The organism is Rathayibacter sp. VKM Ac-2804 (genome assembly GCF_009866655.1).
Lineage (GTDB): Bacteria > Actinomycetota > Actinomycetes > Actinomycetales > Microbacteriaceae > Rathayibacter.
This window is the reverse complement of the sequence record NZ_CP047420.1, coordinates 1,241,070-1,263,604: the sequence shown is the minus strand read 5'-3', so window position 1 is coordinate 1,263,604 and position 22,535 is coordinate 1,241,070. Positions and strand designations below refer to the sequence as shown.

Below are 22,535 nucleotides of genomic sequence, written 5' to 3'. Positions count from 1 at the left end.
CGCACCCCCTCGGGGGGTGCGGCTCTTCTGCGCTCAGTGCTGTGGCGGTGTCAGGCGGTCGCGATCGCCAGGATCGGGTCGGTGGTCGGCGCCTCCGAGCCGCCCGCGTCCTCGACGGTCACGGCGACGACGGCGCCCTCGGCGAGCGTGCCCTCGAGCGGAGCGACCGTGCGGCCGTCACCGCCGTCGAACGTGCCCGCGGAGACCGGGCCGGACGAGCCGATGTACCAGAGCTCGTAGGTCTTGTCCTCGGGCAGGGGCGCGAGGTCGTCGACGACGAGCGCCGAGCGGCCGAGCGAGGCCGACCAGACGAGGGTCGCGGTCTCGCCGGTGGCGACGGCGCCGGCGGTCTCCTGCACGTCGGGTGCGCTGCGGATCTGCTCCAGGGCGCTCAACTGCTGGCTCTGGCCGGCGTCGGGCGTCAGCAGGGGCGGGAGCGCCACTCCCCCGACGACGATCACCGCCGCGGCGGCGGCAGCGGAGAGGTAGACGGCGGGACGGGTGAACCAGCGGCCACGGGCGCGGGCCTCGGCGCCGTGACGACCGGAGGTCGGGGTGGCGGCGGTCGCGGGCGAGGGCTCGACGGCGCGCAGGGTGCGTGCGGGCTGCTGCTGCTCGGCGGCCTCCTCGGCCGGGGAATCGGATGCGTCGTCCCGCGGGAGCTGCGGAGTGGTCGCGATCAGCGCCATCAGGTCTGCCTTGAGGGCCGGCGACGGTGCGATCGGCGGTGCGTCGGCGGCCAGCGCCTCGGCCACGGCGGAGAAGGCGTCGGCCTCGCCGCGCGCCTCCGGATTCTCGTCCAGGAATCTCTCGTACCGGGCGGTCTCGTCCGGGGTGAGGATGCCGAGTGCGTGTCCTGCTGCGAGTTCGCGCGGATCTTCGGGGAGTTGCACGTCGTTCACAGGGCCACCCCCATCTCTTCTCTCAGTCGTATCATCCCGTCGCGCAGGCGCGTTTTTATGGTACCGACGGGGCAGTTCAGGATCCCGGCGATCTCGCTGTGCGAGTAGCCGCCGTAGTACGCGAGCTGCAGCGCTTGACGCTGGAGCTCGGTCAGCCGCTCCAGGGCGGCGGTGACCTTCTCGTGCTCGAGGGACACCTCCGCCTGTTCGGCGACCTGGTCGTAGTCGCGACCGAGGTCGCGGATTCCTATGCGGACGTCCCGATCGCGGCCCGCTTGGGCCGCGCGAACCCGATCGATGGCCCTGCGGTGTGCCATCGTGAGGATCCAGGTCGTCGCACTTCCCTTATTCGGAGCGAAGCGTCCAGCGGTTTGCCAGATCTCGAGGAAGACCTCCTGAGCCACCTCCTCGGACTGCGCGCGATCGACCAGGACCCGGGTGATCAGGCCGAGGACGCGGGACGCGACCAGGTCGTAGAGCTGGGAGAACGCGGCCTGCTCGCCCGCGGCGATCCGCTCGAGGAGGGCGCCGAGGTCCGGTGCGGTGCCCTCGGCGGTGGTGTCGTCGCTCATGCGCCCTGCCCTGCTCGCGCCCGGGACTTCAGATTCCGGGTCATCCAGAAGGCTGTCACGGCGAGTCCCGCGATCAGGACCGACACCTCGAGCGGGAGGGTGACGAATCGGACGTCGAGGGCGAGGGAGCCGACCTCGAGCAGCGCCGGCGCAGCCATCCGCGGGGCCAGCCAGAGGGCGATGACCGCCATCAGTGCGGCGGTCAGGCCCGCGTAGCTGCGCGGGCGGATCAGGACCCAGAGGCCGGCGGCGACATCGAGGACGGCGAGCGTGCGCATCAGCGCCCCCTGCGAGAAGACGACCCCGTTGCCGAGGAGGGCGCCGACCTCGTCGTCGACGCTCGGAGCGGAGAAGAAGAGGAGAGCGGCGATGACGAGGAGAGCGAGTCCGGCCCACCACCGCGCGCCGATCCGGAGGGCCCTGCGGTTCTTCATTCCGGATGTCGCCTGTCTGTCGGGGACTCTGCCGGGAGGGGAGGACTCGAGCCTCCGACCGCCCGCCACTGGGCCCTCGCCCGACCCTTCGGGATCCGCTGCCGGATGCTGTCGAGTGGAGAAGGGGCCGGACCGCAGAAACGCCTCTCGGCGCGAGGCCGCTCGAAGCGGCTATAAGTGGAGCCCGGGGTTACTGCGATCCGGCCACGACCAGTGTACCGGCTGTCCCCCGTAGGCCCGCGAGGGGCGTTCGCGGAGCGAGAACGCGGGGTGCCGCTCGCGGGAGGATCGGGTAGCGGGAGGGAGATCGGACAGCGGGCTCGGTCCTACTCCAGCGAATCGCTGCGCCAGAGGCGCGCGCAGCTCACCAGCTCGGCCGCGGTGGTCGAGAGCCGCAGCGCCCGGGTGGTCAGCTGGCTCGCGCGCGGTCCGTCGATGAGCTCGACGTCGTCGGCCACCGAGGCGGCCCCGGAGGCGCTCACGCGGCAGAAGGCCGCGGCCCGGTCGAGGGCGACGGCGAAGTCGCCGTCGAACACCCCGCGGAGGATGCGGTCGGCCAGCTCGGTGATCTCGGCCGGTCCGGTCGGCGTGACAGCGCCGGCGACGACCGGGTCGATGGTCGCCGAGAGCTCGACGCCGCGCTGGTAGAGGAAGCTCGTGCTCTCCGGGTCCTGCCGGATCACGAGCCGCAGCAGGTAGATGCGCCAGAGGGCGCCGGGGAGGCTGGACGGGCTCGATCGCGCCCAGAGCTCGGCGAGGGCGTCGATGCCGTTGTGGTCCGTGTACTCGACCAGGCGGTCGATGACCACCGGGTCGGGGTCCTCGCGCACGCGGCTGAGCAGCGCGATCGCCGTCTCGTGCGCGACCCGGCTGATCTGGGCGGGGTCCTCGCCTCCCTGGAACGCCTCGAAGACGCGGGAGGGGAACTTGGTCGGCTTGTGGAAGCCGTCTGTCATGGGGCCGCCTTCCGCGGTCGGGCGGGGCGCGCGGACGCGTCCTGCTTCGTGGGGGTTCGAGGAGGGTAACGCCTGCGCCTGTGCGGGTATGCCCGACGCCGGTCCGGGCGCGCGGGGGCGCTACCCTGGATGCCGCGGGCCTCTAGCTCAGTTGGCAGAGCAGCGGACTTTTAATCCGCGGGTCGTCGGTTCGAGCCCGACGGGGCCCACTTCCCCCTCCTGCAGAGCCTCCTCCTCGCGCGACGTCGCGCCGGGGCGCGCTGCGCGGATCTTTCCGCGGTCCGGCCGGAGCTCGACGGCTCGACGGCGCAGCCGCTACTCGTGGCAGAGGGACCAGTCGGAGTCGGGGTACTCGCGCGGGGCGTCGTCCTCGACGACGAGGAGGCGCCAGACGCCGTCGCGGTGCTCGAGGAGGCGGCCGCGGACGACCTCGGATCGCCAGCCGTCCTCGGTGCGGAACCAGCGGACGAGGCGGACGGTGACGCTCTGGTGGCTCTGGAGGCGGTGGGTCATCGGTGCGGGTCCTGTCTGGTGCGGTGAGGGCGAGGCGCTCGGTGCGGCTGCTCGGTCGGTGACGGGTCTCGATACGCCGCTGAAAGCGGCTACTCGACCGGCATAGGGGGACGACGGGCGACGCTGCTCTGCCTAGGCGGTGGGCGGGGCGACCGGCGGAAGGGGACACCGCCGGCCGCCCCTGGGGGGGGGGGGTCAGCGGGTCGGGTCGTCGGCCCAGAAGCAGACCATCGTCATGGTCGAGCGGTAGAACAGCGTCTTCGCGTCGACCTTGTCGACCGCGCGACCGGGATCGTCGAGGTACTCCTCTCCGGCCGAATCGACGCCCGGCGGCAGACAGGAGTCCTGAGCCACGTAGCGGGTCGGCTTCTTCGGGGCGTACCAGTCCCCGCCGTCGCCTTGCTCGGTGCCGGGGATGAACGACGGGATCCCCGTGTAGGAGCAGAGCAGCGTCAGCGAGGCTCCGGTGCGTACGAAGCGGTAGCTGGTCGTCGAGAGGCTGATGTCGGGCGAGCCCGCGAGGAGGGCGCCGTAGTAGCAGGAGCCGTTCGACGAGACGTCGGTCGAGGCGAAGCCGTCGAGGTTGGCGCCGGCGTTGTGATCGGCGAGTGCGGGGGTCGCTGCAGCGCCCACGAGGGCGACGGAGGCGGCGAGGGCGAGAAGGGTGGAGCGGAAGGACGGCATGACGGTCTCCTCATCGAGACGGCGTCGGCGCTGAGCGTCGGCAGGAAGGGCGCTCGTCGAGCGAGCGGACGGCGGGCCCGGCACGGGAGGCGTGGTCGCCTCGGTGCGCGGTTCCGCGGGCGTCCGGCGGACCGGATGACCCGAACTCTAGACCGCGAGGAGAGCGCTGTCTGCCCCCAGCGAGGACACGAGGATGTTGCGACCCGCTGCTCAGACGAGGCGGCCGGCGCGCAGCCTGCGGGAGCGGCGGCGCAGCGTGCGATCGCTCGGGCCGAAGCTGTCGGACTCGAGCAGCAGGCGCAGCGAGAGGGAGACCTGGCGGGCGAGACGCGGGTCGATCCCCGAGGGGATCCGCACCGCGTCGATGAGATCGAGAGCCGTCTGCGTGGTACGGGAGATCGTCATGCCCGCGACCCTAGGGAGGGTCAGGACTGCGCGACGGCCCCGGCACGGGGGCGCACGACAGCAGCAAAGCTCAGTCGTCGTGCGCCGCCCGCAGGGGTGGCCCGAGGGTCAGTTGCTGCCGTCGCCGCGACCGGTCGAGGACTGCAGGCGGTCGATGTGCTCGGAGGCCTGGGCCTTCGTCAGGTCGGCCGGGAGGGTCTCGCCGGCCTCGCGGGCGAGGGTGTCGAGGTAGCTGCGCTGCGGGCCGGTCATCGGCTCGTCACCGGTGACCCAGTCGGACGGGTCCTTGCTGGCGCTGGTGTCGCTGCCGTCATCGGCACGGGCGCCGAGGACGTCGCCCTCGGTCTTGACGTCGGGATCGGTGGTGTTGGGGATGTCGTCGCTCATGCTGCGACCGTACGCCCGACCTCCGACACCGGCGAGGGCTTGCGGAGCGGGCCCGCGCGGCCCGTTCCTGCCGCACCTCGCCGCCCCGCGCCTCTTCGGTCAGGAGCCGAGGAGCGCGTGCGCGACGGTGAAGATGACCAGACCGGCGAGCGAGCCGACGACGGTGCCGTTGATCCGGATGAACTGCAGGTCCTTGCCGACCTGCAGCTCGAGCTTCTCAGAGGTCTCCTGCGGGTCCCAGCGGCCGATCGTCTCGCCGATGATGCTGGCGATGTCGCCGCGGTAGCGGTCGACGAGGTTCGCGGCGACGGTGCCGATCCAGGTGTCCACGGTCGCGGCGAGCGCCGGATCGGTCGAGAGCCGGCGGCCGAGGTCCACGACGATCGACTCGATGCTGGCGCGGAGCGGGCTGGCCGGGTCGTCCATCGCGCCGAGCAGCGACGCCTTCGTGGCCTCCCAGGCGTCCCCCGCGAGCTCGCGCACCCGGGGGCTGTCGAAGGCGCGATTCTTGATCTCCTCGACGCGGGCGATGAGGTCCGGGTCGCTGCCGAGGTCCGTCGCGAGCGTGGCGAGGTAGCCGTCCACCGCGAGCCGGAAGGGGTGGCCCTGATCGCCGCGGACGGTCTCCACGAGCACGAGCGCCTCGCGGTAGAGCCGCTCGTCGACCGCACGGCTGACCGCGGAGGGCAGCCAGCTCGGCAGTCGGCCGCTGACCATCCTCGTGAAGCTCTCCGGGTTCGCGATCAGCCAGGCCTCGGCCTGCTCGACGAGCGTGTCGACGAGCCGGCGGTGGTGCCCCGCCTCGACGACGCTGCCGACGAGCGAGCCCAGCGGCGGACCCCACTGCGGGTCGAGCAGGTGCCGCCGGGCGAGCGCCTCGATCACCCGCTGCACGTCGGAGTCGTCGAGCAGCGCGATCGCCGAGCGCACCGCCGCGGCGCTCTCGCCGCCGACGCGGTGGGCGTTCTCGGGCTCGGCGAGCCAGAACCCGGCGCGGCGGGCGATGCCGAACGAGTCGAGCTTCTCCCGCACGATCGCGCCCTGCAGGAAGTTCTCCTCCACGAACTGGGCGAGACTCGCGCCGATCTCGTCCTTCTTCGTCGGGATGATCGCCGTATGCGGGATCGGCAGCCCGAGCGGTCGCCGGAAGAGCGCCGTGACGGCGAACCAGTCCGCGAGGGCGCCGACCATCCCGCCCTCGCTCGCCGCCCGGACCCACTGCAGCCACGGGTAGCGGTCCTGCAGCGCGAACGAGACGGCGAAGACGATCGCCATCAGCACGAGCAGCCCGGTGGCGAGCCGCTTCATCGCGACGAGGGCGGCGCGCTTCGCGTCGTCGTCGCGCCCGGCGGCGGTGCGGACGGCGGCCGCGCTGCTGGTCGTCATGCGGAGGTGGGGAATCCCTCGTGGCGGATGCCCCAGGCGACGCTCCACTCCTCGCCCGGCTCGAGCCAGCGCAGGCCCTGGCCGGAGTTGAGCGCCTCGGCGGGGGCCGTCATCGGCTCGACCGCGATGGCGGTCTTCACGTCGTCGCCGTCGGGGAAGATCCGGGTGATGAAGACCTGGATGAAGTTGTGCGAGGCGTCGGCCCAGAGCAGCACCCGGCGGCCGTCGGCGGCGCGGAGGCCGTGGACGCTCTCGCCGTCGACGATCGACACGTCGGCCCAGGCGTCGTCCAGCTCGAGCTCGCCGATGCGGCGGCCGCCGCGGAGGTCCCACTCGGTGCCGTCGACCGGGCTCTGACCGGTGGGGTTGAGCCGCTCGTCGACCTCGATGTGCACGGCCGCGTCGACCGTGATCTCGAGCTCGTCCGTCGGGACGTCGCCGATGGCGAGGAAGGGGTGCGTGCCGATCGCGACGGGCGCCTCGTCCGCTCCGACGTTGACGACGCGGTGCACGACCTTCAGGCCGTCGGCCTGCAGCTCGTAGCGGACCGTGGTCTCGAGGTGGAACGGGTAGCCGCTCTGCGGGACGACGGGCGCGGCGAGCTCGACGAAGGACGGGCCCTGCTCGACGACGCGGTAGGAGGCGCTGCGCAGCAGGCCGTGGATCGCGTTGTGGTACTTGGGCTCGGTGATGTCGAGCTGCTGGGTGCGGCCGGCGTGGTGCCAGCGGCCGTCCTTGACCCGGTTGGGCCACGGCATCAGGACGATGCCCGAGCCGAACGGCGGAACCACGGTCTCGGGGTATCCGGCGGTGATCTCGACGCCGTCGACGGAGAGGTGGCGCAGCCCTGCGGCCACCTCCGTGACGACGGCGTGCAGGGTGCGGCCCTCGGCGGTGAGGTCGAGGGCGAACTGGCGCCCGGTTGCGGGGGCGGGAGTGAAGTCGGCCATTCCTGAATCCTACGGACCGGCACCGTCGCCGGCGTGCGGACCGGGCTGCTCCGTGCCGCAGCGGGTGACGGGCAGACCGGCCGCCTCGAGCCGCTCGACGACGGCGTCGCCCGCGGCGGCGCCCGTGAGCAGGCGGTCGAACTCCTCGGTGCCGGCGACCCGGCCCAGATCGACGACGCCGAGCTTGCTCGAGTCCGCGACGACGACGCGGCGGGCGGCGGCGTGCAGCATGCGGCGCTTGAGCGTGGCCTCGGGGAGGTTCACATTGGTCACACCGGCCTCGGGATGCACCCCCGTGCAGCCGATGAAGACGACGTCGGCGCGGAGCCGCTCGAGCACCTCGGAGGCCAGCGGCTCGACGAGGGAGTGCTGCAGCGGGCGCAGCGTGCCGCCGGTGACGACGACCGTGAAGCGCGGGATGGCGGGCTCGAGCGCGAGGGCGATGCTGAGGCCGTTGGTGATGACGGTGACGTCGCGGAGGTCGTCCCGCGCCACGAGCGCGTGGGCGATCGCGAGCGTCGTGGTGCCGACGTCGAGGATCACGCTCTCGCCGGAGGCGACCGAGGCGGCGGCCTCGCGGCCGATCGCGGCCTTCTCGTCGGAGGCGGCGGCGAGGCCCTCCTCGAACGAGCGCTCCCCCGAGCGCTCGCCGGTCGGCACGGCTCCCCCGCGGACGCGCTGGACGGTCCCCTCGCCGGCGAGCCGGTCGAGGTCCGAGCGGACGGTGACGACGGAGACGCCGAGGCGGTCGGAGAGGTCGGCGACGGAGACGAAGCCGAGCTTCTCAGCCAGCAGCCGCATCTCGAGGCGGCGCTCGAGCGCCGAGCGGCCCTCCTGCTCCCCGTCCGTCCTCATCGCCCCATCGTGTCCCGCGCGCCAGCGACTTGTCAAAGAGAAACCGGCCTTTCCTTTCCGAAGACCGCGGTCTATCGTGGTCGACGCCATGAACGAAGCGATCCCCCTCTCCGCCGGCGTCGTCAAGCGCCCGCACGTCCTCGCCGACGGCCGCGACCTCATCTACTTCGATGACGCGGACACGTCCCTCCCTCCCGAGCGCTCGGCGGATGCCCGCGAGCTCGACCCCCGCCCCGCGACCGCGCGCATGCGCCAGGACGTCCTCACCGGCGAGTGGGTGTCGATCGCCGCCTCCCGGCAGAACCGCGTCTTCCTGCCGCCGGCCGAGCTCGACCCGCTGGCTCCCGCCTCGCCCACGAACCCGTCGGAGGTGCCGAGCGTCTACGACGTCGCCGTCTTCGAGAACCGGTCGCCGTCGTTCGGGCCGCTGCTCGAGGACGAGGACGCGCCCGAGTCCCTCGAGGACCTCCGCACGCTCGGCCTCGGCCGGACGCTGACGAGCGTCGGCCGCTGCGAGGTCGTCTGCTTCAGCCCCGAGCACGAGGGCTCGTTCGCGACGCTCTCCGCCTCGCGGGCCCGCACGGTCGTGGAGGCGTGGGCCGACCGCGTCGCCGCGCTGTCGGCGCTGCCCGGCGTGCAGCAGGTCTTCCCGTTCGAGAACCGCGGGGAGGCGATCGGCGTCACGCTGCACCACCCGCACGGGCAGATCTACTCCTACCCGTACGTCACCCCGCGCACGACGCGGCTCCTCGCCTCGCTCGACGCCTACGGCCCCGGGATGTTCGCGGACGTCCTCGCCTTCGAGCAGGCCGGCGAGCGCGTGCTCGTCCGCGGCGAGCGCTGGACCGCGTTCGTGCCCTTCGCCGCGCGCTGGCCCATCGAGGTGCACGTGCTGCCGCACCGCCACGTCGCCGACATCAGCGAGACGACGCCCGAGGAGCGCGACGAGCTCGCCGTGGTCTATCAGCGTCTCCTCCGCGGTATCGACGCGCTCTACGACTCCCCCACCCCCTACATCTCGGCCTGGCACCAGGCTCCCGTGCACGAGCGGCGCGACGAGGTGCGGCTCATGCTGCAGATCACCTCCCCGCGGCGTGCGGCGACGAAGCTCAAGTACCTGGCCGGCAGCGAGGCGGCGATGGGCGCCTGGATCGGCGACATCGCTCCCGAGACGAGCGCCGCCGCCCTGCGCGAGGCGATCGAGCGCGCCGACGCCGCCACCCTGGCCGCCGAGACGGCCGCGAACCCCGACGCGTCGCTCCCCGCCGCCGACACCACCCCCGAGGAGAACCGATGACCACCTCCGCCTCCCTCGACGCCGTCGCCGAGCGCGCCGCTCAGGACTTCGAGCGCGCCTACGGCCACCCGGCCGCCGGCGTCTGGGCCGGGCCCGGCCGGGTCAACCTGATCGGCGAGCACACCGACTACAACGACGGCTTCGTCTTCCCGTTCGCCATCGACCGCGCCACGGCGATGGCGGTCTCGCCGCGCGAGGACCGGGTCGTCCGGATCTCGAGCGCCTTCTCGCCCGAGCACGTCGAGATCTCGCTGGACGACCTCGGGCCGGACGCGCTCGACGGCTGGTCGGCCTACCCGCTCGGCGTCGTCTGGGCGCTCACCGAGTACGGCGTCGACCTCGGCGCGCGCTCGGGCTTCGACGCGTTCGTCGACTCCGACGTGCCGGTCGGCGCCGGTCTCTCCAGCTCGGCCGCGCTGATGTGCGCGATGGCCGTGGCACTGAACGAGCTCTGGGAGCTCGGGCTCGACCGCGCGACACTCGCCCGCGTGGGCCGTCGCGCCGAGAACGTGGCCGTCGGCGCCCCGACCGGGATCATGGACGAGTCCGCCTCGCTGTTCGGCGAGCGCGACGCGGCGGTCTTCCTGGACTGCCGGAGCCTGGACACCGAGGTCGTGCCCCTCGGCTTCGAGGAGGCCGGGCTGGTGCTCCTCGTCATCGACACCCGGGTCGAGCACGCGCACGCCACCGGTGGCTACGCCGAGCGCCGTGCGTCCTGCGAGCTCGGTGCGTCGACGCTGGGCGTGGAGTCGCTGCGAGAGCTCTCGGTCGACGATCTGCCGCGCGCCGAGGAGCTCCTCGACGATGTGACCTACCGCCGGGTCAAGCACGTGGTGACGGAGGACGCCCGCGTGCTCACCACCGTCCGCACCCTCCGCGAGCAGGGGCCGCGCGCGATCGGCGAGCTCCTCGACGCCGGGCACGTCTCGCTCCGGGACGACTTCGAGATCTCGATCCCCGAGCTCGACACCGCGGTCGAGGCCTCCCGGGCCGCCGGCGCGATCGGCGCGCGGATGACGGGCGGCGGCTTCGGCGGCTCGGCCATCGCGCTCACCCCGGTCGAGAAGGAGGAGGAGGTCCGCGCGGCGGTCCTCGCCGCCTTCGCCGAGAAGGGCTTCCGCACGCCCGAGCTGTTCCTCGTGACGGCGGCCGACGGCGCGGGTCGCGTGCGCTGACGACGGATCTCGAGACGCCCGCGTTGCGGGCTGCTCGATCAGCATGGGTGGCCCGCTGCGCGGGCTACTCGGCCGGCGTGCCTGCCGGTGGGACGACCGGGCGCAGCGCGCCGCCGGTGACGCGGACGAGTTCCGCAGCGCTCGTCGGGTAGACGGTGTGGGCGTGGCCGGCGGCCGCCCAGACGGTGTCGTACTCGGCCAGGGCGGAGTCGACCACGGTGGGCAGCGGGATCGGATGACCGACCGGGGCGACGCCGCCGATGGTCTGGCCCGTCGCGGCCTTGACGACTGACGCCGAGGCGCGGGTGATCGTCCCGCCGAGCTCGGCGCCCAGCCAGTGAGTGTCGACGCGGTGGCCACCGCTGGTGAGGACCAGCAGCGGCGACCCGTCGAGGAGGAACACCAGGGAGTTCGCGATCTGGCCGACCTCGATGCCGAGGGCGGCCGCGGCGAGCGCCGCCGTCGATGCCGCCTCATCGAGCCAGCGGACCGGCGGCCGCACCCCGTGCGCCTCGAGATCGGCCAGGACGCGGTCGACCGCGGGGTGGCTGCGCTCGCTCATGCGAACGACCGTAGCCGACCCCGCGGCCGGTGGAACAACCGCTACTTCGTGAGCGTCGCGATGTCGATGACGAAGCGGTAGCGCACGTCCGAGGCGAGCACGCGCTCGTAGGCCTCGTTGATCTGCGACGCCGAGACGACCTCGACCTCGCTCGCGATGCCCTTCTCGGCGCAGAAGTCGAGCATCTCCTGGGTCTCGCGGATGCCGCCGATGCCGGAGCCCGCGAAGGAGCGGCGCGCGGCGAACAGGGTGAAGACGTGCAGCGGCAGCGCCTCGGCCGGAGCGCCCACGTTCACCATCGTGCCGTTGCGGCGCAGGAGGCCGAGGTAGGCGTCCAGGTCGAGCGGCGCGCTCACCGTGTTGATGATGATGTCGAAGGTGTTCTTGAGCGTGGAGAACGTCTCCTCGTCCTTCGTCGCGTAGTAGTGGTCGGCGCCCAGACGGAGGCCGTCCTCCTTCTTGCTCAGCGACTGCGAGAGCACGGTGACCTCGGCGCCCATCGCGTGCGCGAACTTGACGGCCATGTGGCCGAGCCCGCCGAGACCGACGACGGCGACTCGCTTGCCGGGGCCCGCCTCCCAGTGCGACAGCGGCGAGTAGGTGGTGATGCCGGCGCAGAGCAGCGGCGCGGCGGCCTCGTAGGGGATCGACTCCGGGACGCGGAGCACGAAGTCCTCGACGACCACGACGTGGGTGGAGTAGCCGCCCTGCGTGACGGTGCCGTCGCGGTCGACGGAGGCGTAGGTGCCGGTGTTGCCCTTCAGGCAGTACTGCTCCTCGCCGGCGAGGCAGTTCTCGCACTCGCGGCAGGAGTTGACCATGCAGCCGACGCCGACGCGGTCGCCGACCTTGTGCTTGGACACCTCGGAGCCGACCTCGGCGACGACGCCGACGATCTCGTGGCCGACGGTGAGGGGGTAGTGGACGGGGCCCCACTCGCCGCGGACGGTGTGGATGTCGGAGTGGCAGATGCCCGCGTAGGCGATCTCGATGAGCACGTCGTGCGCTCCGACGTCGCGGCGCTCGATCGTGGTGGGGACGAGCGGCTCGGTGGCGGAGGGGGCGGCGTAGGCGTTGACGGTCAGCATGTTTTCTCCTTCGTGGGGGCGCGCTCGAGCGGTGGTCCGGAGGGGGTGGGAACGCGAGCGCGTCTGCCCACGCTATCGAGCCCCGGCTGGACGCCGCCCGTAGGCTCGGAGGATGCGGAGGACGATCGACCTCAACGCCGACCTCGGCGAGGGCTTCGGCTTGTGGTCGCTCGGCGACGACGACGCGATGCTCCGGATCGTCACGAGCGCCAACGTCGCCTGCGGATTCCACGCCGGCGACCCCTCGATCATGCTCGCCACCTGCCGCACCGCCGCCGAGCGCGGTGTGGCGATCGGCGCCCACGTCGCCTACCGCGACCTCGCCGGCTTCGGCCGCCGCGAGCTCCCCGTCGGACCCGACGAGCTGCACGCCGACGTCGTCTACCAGCTCGGCGCCCTGCAGGCCGTCGCGCGGGCCGCGGGCACGGAGGTGCGCTACGTCAAGCCGCACGGGGCCCTCTACAACCGCATCGTGCACGACGAGCGGCAGGCGGAGGCCGTGGTCGCCGCGGTCCGCGACGCCGCTCCCGGGCTGCCCCTGCTCGGGCTCGCGTCCTCCGCCGTCGAGAAGGCGGCGGCGCGCGCCGGCCTGCCCTTCCTGCGCGAGGCCTTCGTCGACCGCGGCTACCGGGCCGACGGCACGCTCGTCCCTCGGGGCGAGCGGGGCGATCTGCTGAGCGACCCCGTGGCCGTCGCGTCCCGTGCGGTTCACATGGTCCTCGAGGGCCGGGTGACGACGGCCACGGGTGAGGACCTCTCCCTCGTCGTGGACTCCCTCTGCGTGCACGGCGACACCCCGGGCGCCGTCGTGATGGCGGAGGCGGTGCGCGCCGCACTCGCGAGGGCGGGCGTCGCCCTGGCGAGCGCCGCACCGTGATCCCGGTGTGCCTGCTGCCCTCCGGCGACCGCGCCGTGCTGGCCGAGGTCGACGGCCTCGACGAGGCGCTCGCGCTGGCAGCGGCGCTCGACCGGTCCCGCCCCGCAGGCGTCCTCGACCTGGTCCCCGCCGCGCAGACCGTCCTCGTCGTGCTGGACGGCGCCCTGCCGGTCGCCGAGGCGTCCCGCTGGATCGCCCGCACAGCGGCGGCCGCGGAGGCCGCTGGTCCGTCAGCGATCGGCCGCCGGCACGAGATCACCGTCCGCTACGACGGCGCCGACCTCGCCGAGACGGCGAGCGCCCTCGGCTGGAGCCCCGCCGAACTGGTCCACCGCCACACGACGACCCCGTGGCGCGCGGCCTTCGGCGGCTTCGCCCCCGGCTTCGCCTACCTCGTCGCACTCGCCCCCTGGCCGGAGGTCGCCCGCCGTGCCGAGCCCCGCACCCGCGTCCCCGCCGGCGCGGTCGCCCTCGCGGCCGGCTACTCCGGTGTCTACCCGCGCGCCTCCCCCGGCGGCTGGCAGCTGCTCGGCTCGACCGATGCCGTCCTCTGGAACACCGAGCGGACACCGCCCGCCCTGCTCGCCCCCGGCGACGAGATCCGCTTCCGAGCGCTGCCGTGAGCCTGCGCGTCCTCGACCCCGGCCCGCTCGCCCTCCTCGAGGACGAGGGCCGCCCCGGCCACGCCGCCGTCGGCGTCGGGCGCTCCGGCGCGATGGACCGCGGCGCCCTCCGGCTCGCGAACCGCCTGCTCGGCAACGCCCCGGACGCGGCCGCGCTCGAACTGCTCGGCGCCGGCTTCACCGCCCGCTTCGAGACCCCCGAGTGGATCAGCCTGACCGGAGCCGCCGGAGCGGCGACCCTCGACGGCGCCGCCCTCGCCCGCGTCCTGCCCGCCCTCGCGCCTGCGGGCTCGGTCCTGAGACTCGGCCCCCTGACGGCGGGCCTGCGCCGCACCCTCGGCGTCCGAGGCGGCATCGCCGCGCCATCCGTGCTCGGCTCCCGCTCCCGCGACACCCTCTCCGGCCTCGGACCGGAGCCCCTCCGCGCCGGCGACCGGCTCGCCGTCGGGGTGCCCGACGGCGAGGTCCTCCTCCCCGACTGGTGGCCCTTCGACCCGCCCCGGGACCCGGCCGTGCGGGTGCTCCCCGGCCCCCGCCTCGATCTCCTGCCCCCGGGCACGTGGCAGCGCCTCCTCGCGGGCCCCTGGCGGCTGAGCCCGTCCGCCGACCGCGTCGGCCTCCGCCTCGCCGGCACCCCGCTGCCGACCGGCGGCGCTCACGAGCTGCCCAGCGAGGGCCTCGTCCACGGCTCGATCCAGCTCCCGCCCTCGGGACTCCCCGTCGTCTTCGGCCCCGACCACCCCACGACCGGCGGCTACCCGGTCGTCGCCGTCGTCGCCGCCCCCTCCCTCGACACCCTGGCCCACCTCACGCCGGGCGCCGAGGTCCACCTCCACGCCTGACCGCCGCCCCGCCCGGTTCTCCTTCGCCCCGAAAGGGGCGGGGTCTCTCCCATCCGCCGCACCGAAGGTGCGCGGTATCCCCGTCCGTCGCCCCCGAGGGGCGCGGTCTCTCCCGTCCGTCGCCCCGGAGGGGCGCGGTGTCTCGTCGCGGCTCCTGGCTCGGGTCTGGCGGGCGCGCCGAAGGCGCGCGGGAAGGAGCCGCGACGAGGCACCGCGCCCCTCCCCCGTCAGAACAGCGGCAGCAAGCAGGAACCCCCGGAGATCGAGCTAGCGCAGAGCCCGCTCCGCCGCCCCCACCACGTTGTGGATCAGCATCGCCCGCGTCATCGGCCCGACCCCGCCGGGCACCGGCGACAGCCAGCCCGCGACCTCGGCCACCTCCGGAGCGACGTCGCCCGTCAGCTTCGCCTTCCCCGTCTCCGGGTTCTCGACCCGCGTGATCCCCACGTCGAGCACGGCCGCCCCCGGCTTCACCCAGTCCCCCGCGATCAGTCCGGGCACGCCCACGGCCGCCACCACGATGTCCGCCCGGCGCACCTCCGCCGCGAGATCCGCGGTGCGCGAGTGGGTCAGCGTGACCGTCGCGTCGAGTCCCTTGCGGGTCAGCAGCAGCCCGAGCGGGCGGCCGACCGTGAGCCCGCGGCCGACCACGACGACGTGCTTCCCCGAGATCGGGATGTCGTGGCGCTTCAGCATCTCGACGATGCCGTTCGGCGTGCACGGCAGCGGGCTGTCGAGCTCTCCCTCGACGCCGAGCACGAGCCGCCCCAGGTTGGTCGGGTGCAGCCCGTCGGCGTCCTTGTCCGGGTCCATCAGCTCGAGCATCGCGTTCTCGTCGATGCCCTTCGGCAGCGGGAGCTGAATGATGTAGCCGGTCACCGAGTCCGACTCGTTGAGCTGCCGGATGGCCGCCCGGATGTCCTCGGCGGACGCAGTGGCGGGCAGGTCGACGCGGATCGACTCGATCCCCACCTCGGCGCAGTCGCGGTGCTTGCCCGCGACGTAGGAGCGCGAGGCGGGGTCGTCGCCGACCAGCAGCGTGCCGAGGCCGGGCACGACGCCCTTCTCGCGCAGCGCCGCCACGCGCTCGGCGATCTCCGCCTTGACCGTCGCGGCGGTCGCGACGCCGTCGAGTACCTGTGCCGTCATCGTGGAACTCCTCGTTCGTCGGCGCTCCCGCGCCTGTCCTGCGGTGGCGCCGGCGGGGTCCGGGGGCGCGCTCGGCGCCCCGGACCCTGCCGAGCGCGGGTGGTGCCCGGAGGGGCGCTGCGCCCTACAGCCCGGGGTAGAGCGGGAAGTCGTCCGTGAGCCCCTTGACGCGCGCGCGCAGCGCCTCGAGGTCGGCCGAGGGCTTGAGCGCCTCGGCGATGACGTCGGCGACGACGGCGAACTCGGTGTCGCCGAAGCCGCGGGTCGCGAGGGCGGGGGTGCCGATCCGCAGTCCCGAGGTCACCATCGGCGGGCGGGGGTCGAACGGGACCGCGTTGCGGTTCACGGTGATGCCGACCTCGTGCAGGCGGTCCTCGGCCTGCTTGCCGTCCAGCGGCGAGTTCCGCAGGTCGGCGAGGACGAGGTGCACGTCGGTGCCGCCGGTGAGCACGTCGATGCCCTCGGCCTTCGAGTCGGCGGCCGTGAGGCGCTCGGCGAGGATCTGCGCGCCGCGGATGGTGCGCGCCTGGCGGTCGGCGAACTCCTGCTCGCCCGCGAGCTTGAACGCGGTCGCCTTGGCGGCGATGACGTGCATGAGCGGACCGCCCTGCTGGCCCGGGAAGACGGCCGAGTTGAGCTTCTTGGCGTACTCCTGCTTCGCGAGGATCAGGCCGGAGCGCGGGCCCGCGAGCGTCTTGTGCACCGTCGTGGTCACGACGTCGGCGTGCGGGACGGGCGAGGGGTGCAGCCCGGCGGCGACGAGCCCGGCGAAGTGGGCCATGTCGACCCAGAGCTTGGCCCCGACCTCGTCGGCGATCGCGCGGAACGCCTCGAAGTCGAGGTGGCGCGGGTAGGCCGACCAGCCGGCGATGAGGACCTGCGGGCGGACCTCGAGGGCCTTCTCGCGGACCGCGTCCATGTCGATGCGGAAGGTCTGCGGGTCGACTCCGTACGCCGTGGCGTTGTAGAGCTTGCCCGAGAAGTTGAGCTTCATCCCGTGGGTGAGGTGGCCGCCGTGCGCGAGCTCGAGGCCGAGGATGGTGTCGCCCGGCTGGACGAGGGCGGCGAGCGCCGCCGCGTTGGCGGTCGCGCCGGAGTGCGGCTGCACGTTCGCGAACTCGGCGCCGAAGAGGGCCTTGGCGCGGTCGATGGCGAGCTGCTCCGCGACGTCGACGTACTCGCAGCCGCCGTAGTAGCGGCGGCCCGGGTAGCCCTCGGCGTACTTGTTGGTGAGGACCGAGCCCTGCGACTCGAGGATCGCGCGCGGCACGAAGTTCTCGCTCGCGATCATCTCGAGGTAGCCGCGCTGGCGGTCGAGCTCCTGCTGCAGGACGGCCGCGATCTCGGGATCGACGACCGAGACGGGCTCGTTGAACGAGGCGGAGACACCGGTGCTGGCGGTGCTCGGGGCGGGAGAAGAGGACACGGGCGCTCCTTGGCTGCGAGACGGATGGCGTCCGCGAGGCGACGAGGCACGCTCGGGCACGCGGAACAACGGTATCCGTTCCGGCCCAGGCGAGCGGCAGGAAAAGTGTCCGGAAGACGTCTCCGGAGAAAGGTGCCGCTCCCTGATGGTCACCCATCCGAACGCCAGTCGCGACGCGGCCAGTGTAGCAACGGACGGCCGATATCCTGAGCGGATGCAGACCGACTCCGCCGCTCCCGCTCCCGACCGCACCGCCGCCGCCGCGGCGATCGGCGGCTCCGACGGCGGTCCGGGCAACCACTGGACGCTGACCTTCGCCTGCCCCGACCTCCCCGGCATCGTGCACGCGGTCTCGGGAGCGGTGGTCCAGGCCCGCGGCAACATCACCGAGAGCCAGCAGTTCTCCAGCGCCGACACCGGCCGCTTCTTCATGCGGCTGCAGGTGCAGTCGCCCGTCACCCGCGACGAGTTCGCGGCCGCGCTGCTCCCCGTCACCGAGCACTACGGCATGACCTGGCGGCTGGACGTCGTCGGGCGGCCGCTCCGGACCCTGCTGCTCGCCTCGACGGCCGGGCACTGCGTGAACGATCTGCTCTTCCGCCAGCGCGCGGGTCAGCTCGCGATCGACGTGCCGCTGATCCTCTCCAACCACGGGACCCTCGAGGACCTGGCCGGGTTCTACGGCGTGCCGTTCGAGTCGCGCGCCGTCACCTCGCCCGAGACCAAGCGCGCGTTCGAGGAGCGCGTCGTCGAGGTCGTCGAGGAGCACGACGTCGAGCTCGTCGTCCTCGCTCGCTACATGCAGATCCTCTCCCCCGAGCTCTGCGCGCGCCTGGCCGGCCGCGCGATCAACATCCACCACTCCTTCCTGCCCGGCTTCAAGGGCGCGAACCCCTACAAGCAGGCGCACGCCCGCGGGGTGAAGCTGATCGGCGCGACCGCGCACTTCGTGACGAGCGACCTCGACGAGGGCCCGATCATCGAGCAGAACGTCGTGCGGGTCGACCACTCGCACTCCCCCGCGCAGCTGGTCGCGATCGGGCAGGACGAGGAGAGCCGCACGCTGACCCAGGCCGTGAAGTGGTTCGCGGAGGACCGGGTGCTGCTCGACGGGGCGCGCACCATCATCTTCCACTGACACCTCCGCCGCCCCCGCGGGCGGTGCCGGGTCACCCGGAACGGCTGCTGGACCGGCGGGAGAACGAGCCCTCTCGGGCGACTCGCCGCGGGCGGATACGATGGTCCGCGTGAATCGAGCGACAGCGGGCACTGCACGGACCGATCCCTCGGTCGGACCGAACGACGTGCTGCGCCTCGTGCTCGAGCTGTTCGCGTTCGTCAGCCTCGGGCTGTGGGGCTTCCTGTCCTGGGATCTGCCGTGGAGCATCGTCTTCGGCGTGGGCGCCCCGGTGCTGGCGATCCTGCTCTGGGCGCTCTTCCTCTCGCCCCGCGCCGTCCTCGCGATCGACGTCTACGGCCGCTCGCTGATCGAGCTGGTGATCATGGGCGCCGCCGCCCTCGCCTGGCTCGATCTCGGCCAGCCGGTCGTCGCGATCGTCTTCGGCGTCGTCGCCGTGGTGTCCGGCGTGGTCTCGGGGCGCCGCGCGCTGAGCTGACGACGCGCGGACGAGCGCACCCGTGCCGATCGAGCAGCCCGCGCAGCGGATGCATCGAGGTCCGCGCCGACGACGAGCGACGGCCGCCCCGCCGCCCCCGGAAGGGCGAGCGCAACGGCCGTCGCGACGAGCTGCGGAGGCTACTCCGCCGCACCCGCCGCACGCTGCGCGCGTCCCCGGCGACGCAGGCCGGTGAAGACCGCTCCCGCGCCGATCAGCGCCAGAGCGCACGCTCCTGGCAGGCCGCCGTCGAAGCCGGTCGAGGCCAGCCCGCCCGAGCCGCGCGCGGGCGAGCCCGATGCGGCGAGGGAGGCCGGTGCGGGCTCCGGCGCCCGTCCGGAGCCCGGGACCGCGGGCGGCGCCGGCTGCGCAGGCACCAGCGCCCCGGTCGGGGTCGGCTCGGGAGCCGGCGCCCCCGTGGGGGCGGGCGTGGGGGCGGGCGCGCTCGCCACGTCGATGCTGATGAGCGTCGCGCGTGCCGAGTCGCCGTAGGCGATCCGCCCGAGGTACGTGCCGGGACCGGCGAGACCGCTCCAGGAGACGGAGTAGTCCGTCGGCCTGCCCGGAGCGGCGGCGATCACCGTCGGCGCGGTGCGGAGCGATCCGACGCCGCCCTCGGCGGCGACGAGGAAGCTGCGGAGGTCAAAGGCGACCTCCGGCCCGGCTCCCGCTCCCGCGGCGATCACGGTGACCCGGTAGCGGCCCGCCTCCGGGACGGCGAGGTCGACCCGCTCGTCGGCGGCGGGAGTGAGGCCGGACGCCGTCCTGACCGGCTTCCCGTCGGCGAGCAGCGAGACCGTGAGGTCGAGATCGGCGGTCTGATCGAGCGAGTCGAGATCGAAGCGGGCGAAGTCGGTGCCCGCGGGGACCTCGACGGTCGTCGAGAACGACGCTCTGCCCGACAGGGTGCCGGTGTGACCGCCCGAGGAGGATGCGTCCTGGGCGAGCACTCCTGCCACGAGCCCGCTCGGCATCAGCGGCAGAGGGTCGCCGACGCCGGGCGTGACGGTGACGCTCGCGGAGCCGGTCGAGCCGGAGCCCGAGACCTCGTAGGGCGCGTCCAGCAGCACCGGGCGCACGGCGACCGGGCTGCGGACCTCGTGCTCGGTGCTCGACCAGGTGAGGTAGCCGGTCGCGAACTCGGCGAGCTCGGCGTCGGTCCTCGTGAAGGTCACCGTGTACTCCGCGGTCTGGCCCGCTCCCGTGAAGGAGAGGATCGACGGCGAGACGACGGCGTCGATCCCCGGGATGTCGAGGGCGGCGCTGTAGCTGCCCGCCTCCGTCGAGGTCACCGTGCGAGTGACCGTCTGCGCCCCGGCCAGAGCGCCGATCGCGATCGACGCCTGGTTCAGATCCGACGGGTCGATCGCGTCGACCGCGTTCAGCCCGGGGTCGGCGAAGACGTAGCCGGCGCCCTTGAGGAACGCGACCCAGTCGCTCGTGCCGCTCTCGTAGACCAGACCGGGGTCGAGGAACGCCGTCGGGTCGACGTGTCCGGCACCCTGCGCGAAGACGTCCTCGGACGCATCGCCCGACTGGTCGACGCTGTCGTACGCGGTCGTCATCATGGCCGACTTCACCACCGACGGCGACGCCGTCGGCGTGACGCCGAGGATCAGGGCGGCGAGTCCCGCGACGTGCGGCGACGACATCGACGTGCCGGACTCGAACGCGAAGGCGGGGTCGTCGCCCTCGGCGTTGAAGCTGTCGGCGAGGATCGCGACGCCAGGGGCCGTGAGGTCGGGCTTGAGCACGTCCGCGCCGTCCGCCTCGGCCGGACCGCGCGAGGAGAAGCCCGCGACCTGAGGCACCGGGATGCCGACACCGGTCGAGTCGCCTTCCGACAGAGTCGCCGTCGCGCCGACCGTGCCGGCGTAGGCCGTGATCGCGTCGTAGGCCTGCGAGTCGATCTGGATCGACGGGACCGAGTGGTCGTCGACGTGCAAGGCGTTCGGGAACGGGTTCAGCAGCAGCATGCCGATGCCCCCCGCCCGCTCCACCTCGGCCGATTTGGAGACGCGACTGGTCGTGCCGGCCGTGCAGGCGACGATCCTGCCCGCGACCTTCGCCGGGTCGAGGGCGCCGGCGGCGCAGACCTCGGGATCCTCCGCTCCGGTGACAGCGACGGCCGCGCTGGTCACCAGCGGGCCGGTCACGTCGCGATGCACGGAGACCGATCCGCCGACGAAGGCCCGGCCGTCGCCGAGGGTGGCGGTGGCCGTGTGGGTCGGGATCGACGAGGCGGCGACCGTCGTGTACCACGGCGACGCGTGGTCGAGGGTCGAGGCGTCGGGGCCCGAGTTGCCGGCGGAGGCGGCCACGAAGACACCCGCGGCCGCGGCGTTCAGGAAGGCCTGGTCGATCGCGGTCAGCGTCGACGTGGCCGAGCCGCCGCCGATCGAGAAGTTGATCACGTCGACGCCGTCCTTCACCGCCGCGTCGATGGCGGCGATGATCCCCGCTCCCGAGCAGAAGTCGTCCTTGTCGGTGCCGTTCACATCGCCGTTCCAGCAGACCTTGTAGGCGGCCACCTTCGCGGCCGGCGCGACACCGGAGACGGTGCCGTAGTCGTAGCCGTCCACCGACGCTGCGACGTCGGCGTCGCCGGCCGCCGTGCTCGCGGTGTGCGAGCCGTGGCCGTCCGCGTCGCGCGGCGAGCGGTACTCGGGATTGTCGGTCGAGCCCGCCTTCTGCTTCTCGCCGAGGAACCAGCGGGCGCCGATGAGCTTCTGGTTGCACTCACCGCTGTCCCACTGCTCGGACGCGGCGAGGCCGGGCGAGCAGGAGCCGGTGAAGGTGCTGCCGTCGGACTTCGCGAAGGCGATCGTCGTGCCGTCGGTGGAGGGGGCGGAACCGGGGGCGCTCGCCAGCCGTGCGCCCGCGAACGACGGGTTCTCGGGGGCGATGCCGGAGTCGATGACGCCGACGACGACGCCCTCGCCCGCCCGGCCGGGGCCGCCGACGGCGCTCCAGACCCCGTCCGGCCCCTCGAGGCCGAGGAAGCTCGTCGACGACTCCTGACCGGTGTCGGGGACAGGCGACCCCGCTCCGGCGGCCTGCGCGATCGCGGCCGCCCGAGCGATCTCCGAGGCCTTCGCGATCGCGCCGGCCCGTGAGGTCTCGGCAGCGCGGTCGAGCGTGAGGTCCTCGACCTTCTGGACCTGTGCCACGTCCGTGCGGCCGGCGAGCGCGCTCGCCTGCTCGCCGGTGAGCTCGGCGGAGAAGCCGTTGAGCGCCACCGTGTAGTGGTAGCCGATCGCGACGTCGGCGGTGGCCGCGACGTCGTCCTGCCGCTGCTCGAGGTGCGCGGAGTAGTCCTCGACCGGCGCCGAATCGGCCTGCAGCTGCGAGCCCGATTCCGGGGCGGTCCGGGCGAAGCGAGCGTCGGTGCCCTCGTAGGTCGCGGCGGGAGGCTCGAGGAGGGTGACGACGTAGTGGCCGTCGTCGAGGCTCCGCAGCTCGGAGAGACCGCCGGTCAGGACGCCGGTTCCGGCACTCGGGGCGGCCGAGGCCGCGGAGGCCGCGAACGTGCCGGATGCGGCGATGCCCAGCAGGGCGAGGCCCGCGAGGAGGCGCCTCCCGGGGCGGCGGACAGGGGGACGAGGGGAGGGAGGGAACGGCACGCCGGAGTCCTAACTCGGGGGTTCGCCGAGAAAACGATCGATCCTCAGCACTGGATCGACCCTAGATCAGGACGCGTCGTTCACATCACGGGCAGGAGACGGAAGGCGCGAGGACCGGTCGCCTCCGCGTGATGCCGGGGATCGGCGACCGAGGTGGAGACGAGGAGACGACGCGGGACGCCACCGCGACGCGGCGCGGAACGTCGGTCGAGG

23 protein-coding genes and 1 tRNA gene are annotated in these 22,535 nt (G+C 73.4%); 8 read left to right on the top strand and 16 right to left on the bottom strand.

The window, feature by feature from the left end:
* Positions 1 to 50: 50 nt before the first annotated feature.
* From GTU73_RS05920 to GTU73_RS05905, 4 genes are all read right to left on the bottom strand, one after another.
* A complete protein-coding gene (locus GTU73_RS05920; protein WP_160087762.1) occupies positions 51 to 893 on the bottom strand; it encodes an anti-sigma factor in 843 nt (280 codons plus the stop codon).
* A 5-nt stretch (positions 894 to 898) separates the two neighbouring features.
* Complete coding sequence (sigK, locus tag GTU73_RS05915) at positions 899 to 1,474, bottom strand: ECF RNA polymerase sigma factor SigK (RefSeq protein WP_123445139.1); 576 nt, start codon at positions 1,472 to 1,474, stop codon at positions 899 to 901.
* Positions 1,471 to 1,908 carry a hypothetical protein gene (locus GTU73_RS05910; protein ID WP_160087760.1) on the bottom strand — a complete coding sequence of 146 codons (438 nt, stop codon included), beginning with the start codon at positions 1,906 to 1,908 and terminating at the stop codon, positions 1,471 to 1,473. Before GTU73_RS05910 ends, sigK begins: the two co-directional genes overlap by 4 nt.
* A gap of 326 nt (positions 1,909 to 2,234) precedes the next feature.
* Positions 2,235 to 2,864 carry a DNA-directed RNA polymerase subunit beta gene (locus GTU73_RS05905; protein ID WP_123445137.1) on the bottom strand — a complete coding sequence of 210 codons (630 nt, stop codon included), beginning with the start codon at positions 2,862 to 2,864 and terminating at the stop codon, positions 2,235 to 2,237.
* A 136-nt stretch (positions 2,865 to 3,000) separates the two neighbouring features.
* Between GTU73_RS05905 and GTU73_RS05900 the strand changes: the two genes are divergently transcribed.
* A tRNA-Lys gene (locus GTU73_RS05900) sits at positions 3,001 to 3,073 on the top strand.
* A 106-nt stretch (positions 3,074 to 3,179) separates the two neighbouring features.
* On the opposite strand, the gene GTU73_RS05895 is transcribed toward GTU73_RS05900, so the two are convergent.
* From GTU73_RS05895 to GTU73_RS05865, 7 genes are all read right to left on the bottom strand, one after another.
* The gene (locus GTU73_RS05895) at positions 3,180 to 3,377 is read right to left on the bottom strand and encodes a hypothetical protein (RefSeq protein WP_160087758.1); all 198 of its coding nucleotides are present in this window, start codon (positions 3,375 to 3,377) and stop codon (positions 3,180 to 3,182) included.
* Positions 3,378 to 3,572: 195 nt separating this feature from the next.
* Positions 3,573 to 4,061, bottom strand: a complete 489-nt coding sequence (locus GTU73_RS05890) for a hypothetical protein (RefSeq protein ID WP_160087756.1) — start codon at positions 4,059 to 4,061, stop codon at positions 3,573 to 3,575.
* Positions 4,062 to 4,271: 210 nt separating this feature from the next.
* A complete protein-coding gene (locus tag GTU73_RS05885) occupies positions 4,272 to 4,466 on the bottom strand; it encodes a hypothetical protein (RefSeq protein ID WP_160087754.1) in 195 nt (64 codons plus the stop codon).
* Between the two features lie 108 nt (positions 4,467 to 4,574).
* Positions 4,575 to 4,853 (bottom strand): DUF3072 domain-containing protein, encoded by a 279-nt coding sequence (locus GTU73_RS05880; protein WP_160087752.1) that lies wholly within the window; start codon positions 4,851 to 4,853, stop codon positions 4,575 to 4,577.
* Between the two features lie 99 nt (positions 4,854 to 4,952).
* On the bottom strand, positions 4,953 to 6,239 hold the full coding sequence (locus GTU73_RS05875; RefSeq protein WP_160087750.1) for a DUF445 domain-containing protein: 1,287 nt from the start codon (positions 6,237 to 6,239) through the stop codon (positions 4,953 to 4,955).
* Positions 6,236 to 7,189, bottom strand: coding sequence for an aldose 1-epimerase family protein (locus GTU73_RS05870; protein WP_160087748.1), 954 nt, complete (start codon positions 7,187 to 7,189; stop codon positions 6,236 to 6,238). Before GTU73_RS05870 ends, GTU73_RS05875 begins: the two co-directional genes overlap by 4 nt.
* 9 nt (positions 7,190 to 7,198) lie before the next feature.
* On the bottom strand, positions 7,199 to 8,044 hold the full coding sequence (locus GTU73_RS05865; RefSeq protein ID WP_244231787.1) for a DeoR/GlpR family DNA-binding transcription regulator: 846 nt from the start codon (positions 8,042 to 8,044) through the stop codon (positions 7,199 to 7,201).
* Positions 8,045 to 8,132: 88 nt separating this feature from the next.
* On the opposite strand from GTU73_RS05865, the gene galT reads away from it, so the two are divergent.
* Together galT and galK are read left to right on the top strand one after the other, a co-directional pair.
* Complete coding sequence (gene galT, locus GTU73_RS05860; RefSeq protein WP_160087746.1) at positions 8,133 to 9,341, top strand: galactose-1-phosphate uridylyltransferase; 1,209 nt, start codon at positions 8,133 to 8,135, stop codon at positions 9,339 to 9,341.
* On the top strand, positions 9,338 to 10,516 hold the full coding sequence (gene galK / locus GTU73_RS05855; RefSeq protein ID WP_160087744.1) for a galactokinase: 1,179 nt from the start codon (positions 9,338 to 9,340) through the stop codon (positions 10,514 to 10,516). Before galT ends, galK begins: the two co-directional genes overlap by 4 nt.
* A 64-nt stretch (positions 10,517 to 10,580) precedes the next feature.
* Here the strand turns inward: galK and GTU73_RS05850 are convergent, their stop codons facing one another.
* Positions 10,581 to 11,078 (bottom strand): YbaK/EbsC family protein, encoded by a 498-nt coding sequence (locus GTU73_RS05850; protein ID WP_160087742.1) that lies wholly within the window; start codon positions 11,076 to 11,078, stop codon positions 10,581 to 10,583.
* 41 nt (positions 11,079 to 11,119) lie between these two features.
* Positions 11,120 to 12,166 carry an NAD(P)-dependent alcohol dehydrogenase gene (locus tag GTU73_RS05845; protein ID WP_160087740.1) on the bottom strand — a complete coding sequence of 349 codons (1,047 nt, stop codon included), beginning with the start codon at positions 12,164 to 12,166 and terminating at the stop codon, positions 11,120 to 11,122.
* Between the two features lie 112 nt (positions 12,167 to 12,278).
* Between GTU73_RS05845 and GTU73_RS05840 the strand changes: the two genes are divergently transcribed.
* From GTU73_RS05840 to GTU73_RS05830, 3 genes are read left to right on the top strand one after another with little or no spacing between them, the layout of a single operon-like run.
* A complete protein-coding gene (locus GTU73_RS05840; RefSeq protein WP_160087738.1) occupies positions 12,279 to 13,043 on the top strand; it encodes a 5-oxoprolinase subunit PxpA in 765 nt (254 codons plus the stop codon).
* On the top strand, positions 13,040 to 13,666 hold the full coding sequence (locus tag GTU73_RS05835) for a carboxyltransferase domain-containing protein (RefSeq protein WP_244231786.1): 627 nt from the start codon (positions 13,040 to 13,042) through the stop codon (positions 13,664 to 13,666). Before GTU73_RS05840 ends, GTU73_RS05835 begins: the two co-directional genes overlap by 4 nt.
* Positions 13,663 to 14,508 carry a biotin-dependent carboxyltransferase family protein gene (locus GTU73_RS05830; RefSeq protein WP_244231785.1) on the top strand — a complete coding sequence of 282 codons (846 nt, stop codon included), beginning with the start codon at positions 13,663 to 13,665 and terminating at the stop codon, positions 14,506 to 14,508. Before GTU73_RS05835 ends, GTU73_RS05830 begins: the two co-directional genes overlap by 4 nt.
* Positions 14,509 to 14,775: 267 nt before the next feature.
* Here GTU73_RS05830 and GTU73_RS05825 read toward each other — a convergent pair whose 3' ends face one another.
* Both GTU73_RS05825 and glyA read right to left on the bottom strand, forming a co-directional pair.
* Positions 14,776 to 15,657 (bottom strand): bifunctional methylenetetrahydrofolate dehydrogenase/methenyltetrahydrofolate cyclohydrolase, encoded by an 882-nt coding sequence (locus tag GTU73_RS05825; protein WP_160087736.1) that lies wholly within the window; start codon positions 15,655 to 15,657, stop codon positions 14,776 to 14,778.
* 124 nt (positions 15,658 to 15,781) lie between these two features.
* Positions 15,782 to 17,083 carry a serine hydroxymethyltransferase gene (gene glyA, locus GTU73_RS05820; protein WP_160087734.1) on the bottom strand — a complete coding sequence of 434 codons (1,302 nt, stop codon included), beginning with the start codon at positions 17,081 to 17,083 and terminating at the stop codon, positions 15,782 to 15,784.
* A gap of 214 nt (positions 17,084 to 17,297) precedes the next feature.
* Between glyA and purU the strand changes: the two genes are divergently transcribed.
* Together purU and GTU73_RS05810 are read left to right on the top strand one after the other, a co-directional pair.
* Positions 17,298 to 18,221 carry a formyltetrahydrofolate deformylase gene (gene purU / locus GTU73_RS05815; protein WP_160087732.1) on the top strand — a complete coding sequence of 308 codons (924 nt, stop codon included), beginning with the start codon at positions 17,298 to 17,300 and terminating at the stop codon, positions 18,219 to 18,221.
* Between the two features lie 109 nt (positions 18,222 to 18,330).
* Complete coding sequence (locus GTU73_RS05810) at positions 18,331 to 18,699, top strand: YrdB family protein (protein WP_244231784.1); 369 nt, start codon at positions 18,331 to 18,333, stop codon at positions 18,697 to 18,699.
* A 140-nt stretch (positions 18,700 to 18,839) separates the two neighbouring features.
* Here the strand turns inward: GTU73_RS05810 and GTU73_RS05805 are convergent, their stop codons facing one another.
* Positions 18,840 to 22,322: a S8 family serine peptidase gene (locus GTU73_RS05805; protein ID WP_160087728.1), complete on the bottom strand. Its 3,483-nt coding sequence runs from the start codon at positions 22,320 to 22,322 to the stop codon at positions 18,840 to 18,842.
* Positions 22,323 to 22,535: the final 213 nt, after the last annotated feature.

Excerpts from the sequence above, each read along its gene's own strand:
- GTU73_RS05895 (WP_160087758.1), bottom strand. The coding sequence starts at position 3,377 with ATGACCCACCGCCTCCAGAGCCACCAGAGCGTCACCGTCCGCCTCGTC.
- galT (WP_160087746.1), top strand. The coding sequence starts at position 8,133 with ATGAACGAAGCGATCCCCCTCTCCGCCGGCGTCGTCAAGCGCCCGCAC.
- GTU73_RS05850 (WP_160087742.1), bottom strand. The coding sequence starts at position 11,078 with ATGAGCGAGCGCAGCCACCCCGCGGTCGACCGCGTCCTGGCCGATCTC.
- GTU73_RS05875 (WP_160087750.1), bottom strand. The coding sequence starts at position 6,239 with ATGACGACCAGCAGCGCGGCCGCCGTCCGCACCGCCGCCGGGCGCGAC.
- sigK (WP_123445139.1), bottom strand. The coding sequence starts at position 1,474 with ATGAGCGACGACACCACCGCCGAGGGCACCGCACCGGACCTCGGCGCC.
- GTU73_RS05890 (WP_160087756.1), bottom strand. The coding sequence starts at position 4,061 with ATGCCGTCCTTCCGCTCCACCCTTCTCGCCCTCGCCGCCTCCGTCGCC.
- galK (WP_160087744.1), top strand. The coding sequence starts at position 9,338 with ATGACCACCTCCGCCTCCCTCGACGCCGTCGCCGAGCGCGCCGCTCAG.
- GTU73_RS05840 (WP_160087738.1), top strand. The coding sequence starts at position 12,279 with ATGCGGAGGACGATCGACCTCAACGCCGACCTCGGCGAGGGCTTCGGC.
- GTU73_RS05870 (WP_160087748.1), bottom strand. The coding sequence starts at position 7,189 with ATGGCCGACTTCACTCCCGCCCCCGCAACCGGGCGCCAGTTCGCCCTC.
- GTU73_RS05865 (WP_244231787.1), bottom strand. The coding sequence starts at position 8,044 with ATGAGGACGGACGGGGAGCAGGAGGGCCGCTCGGCGCTCGAGCGCCGC.
- GTU73_RS05905 (WP_123445137.1), bottom strand. The coding sequence starts at position 2,864 with ATGACAGACGGCTTCCACAAGCCGACCAAGTTCCCCTCCCGCGTCTTC.
- GTU73_RS05845 (WP_160087740.1), bottom strand. The coding sequence starts at position 12,166 with ATGCTGACCGTCAACGCCTACGCCGCCCCCTCCGCCACCGAGCCGCTC.
- GTU73_RS05885 (WP_160087754.1), bottom strand. The coding sequence starts at position 4,466 with ATGACGATCTCCCGTACCACGCAGACGGCTCTCGATCTCATCGACGCG.
- GTU73_RS05910 (WP_160087760.1), bottom strand. The coding sequence starts at position 1,908 with ATGAAGAACCGCAGGGCCCTCCGGATCGGCGCGCGGTGGTGGGCCGGA.
- GTU73_RS05880 (WP_160087752.1), bottom strand. The coding sequence starts at position 4,853 with ATGAGCGACGACATCCCCAACACCACCGATCCCGACGTCAAGACCGAG.
- purU (WP_160087732.1), top strand. The coding sequence starts at position 17,298 with ATGCAGACCGACTCCGCCGCTCCCGCTCCCGACCGCACCGCCGCCGCC.
- GTU73_RS05825 (WP_160087736.1), bottom strand. The coding sequence starts at position 15,657 with ATGACGGCACAGGTACTCGACGGCGTCGCGACCGCCGCGACGGTCAAG.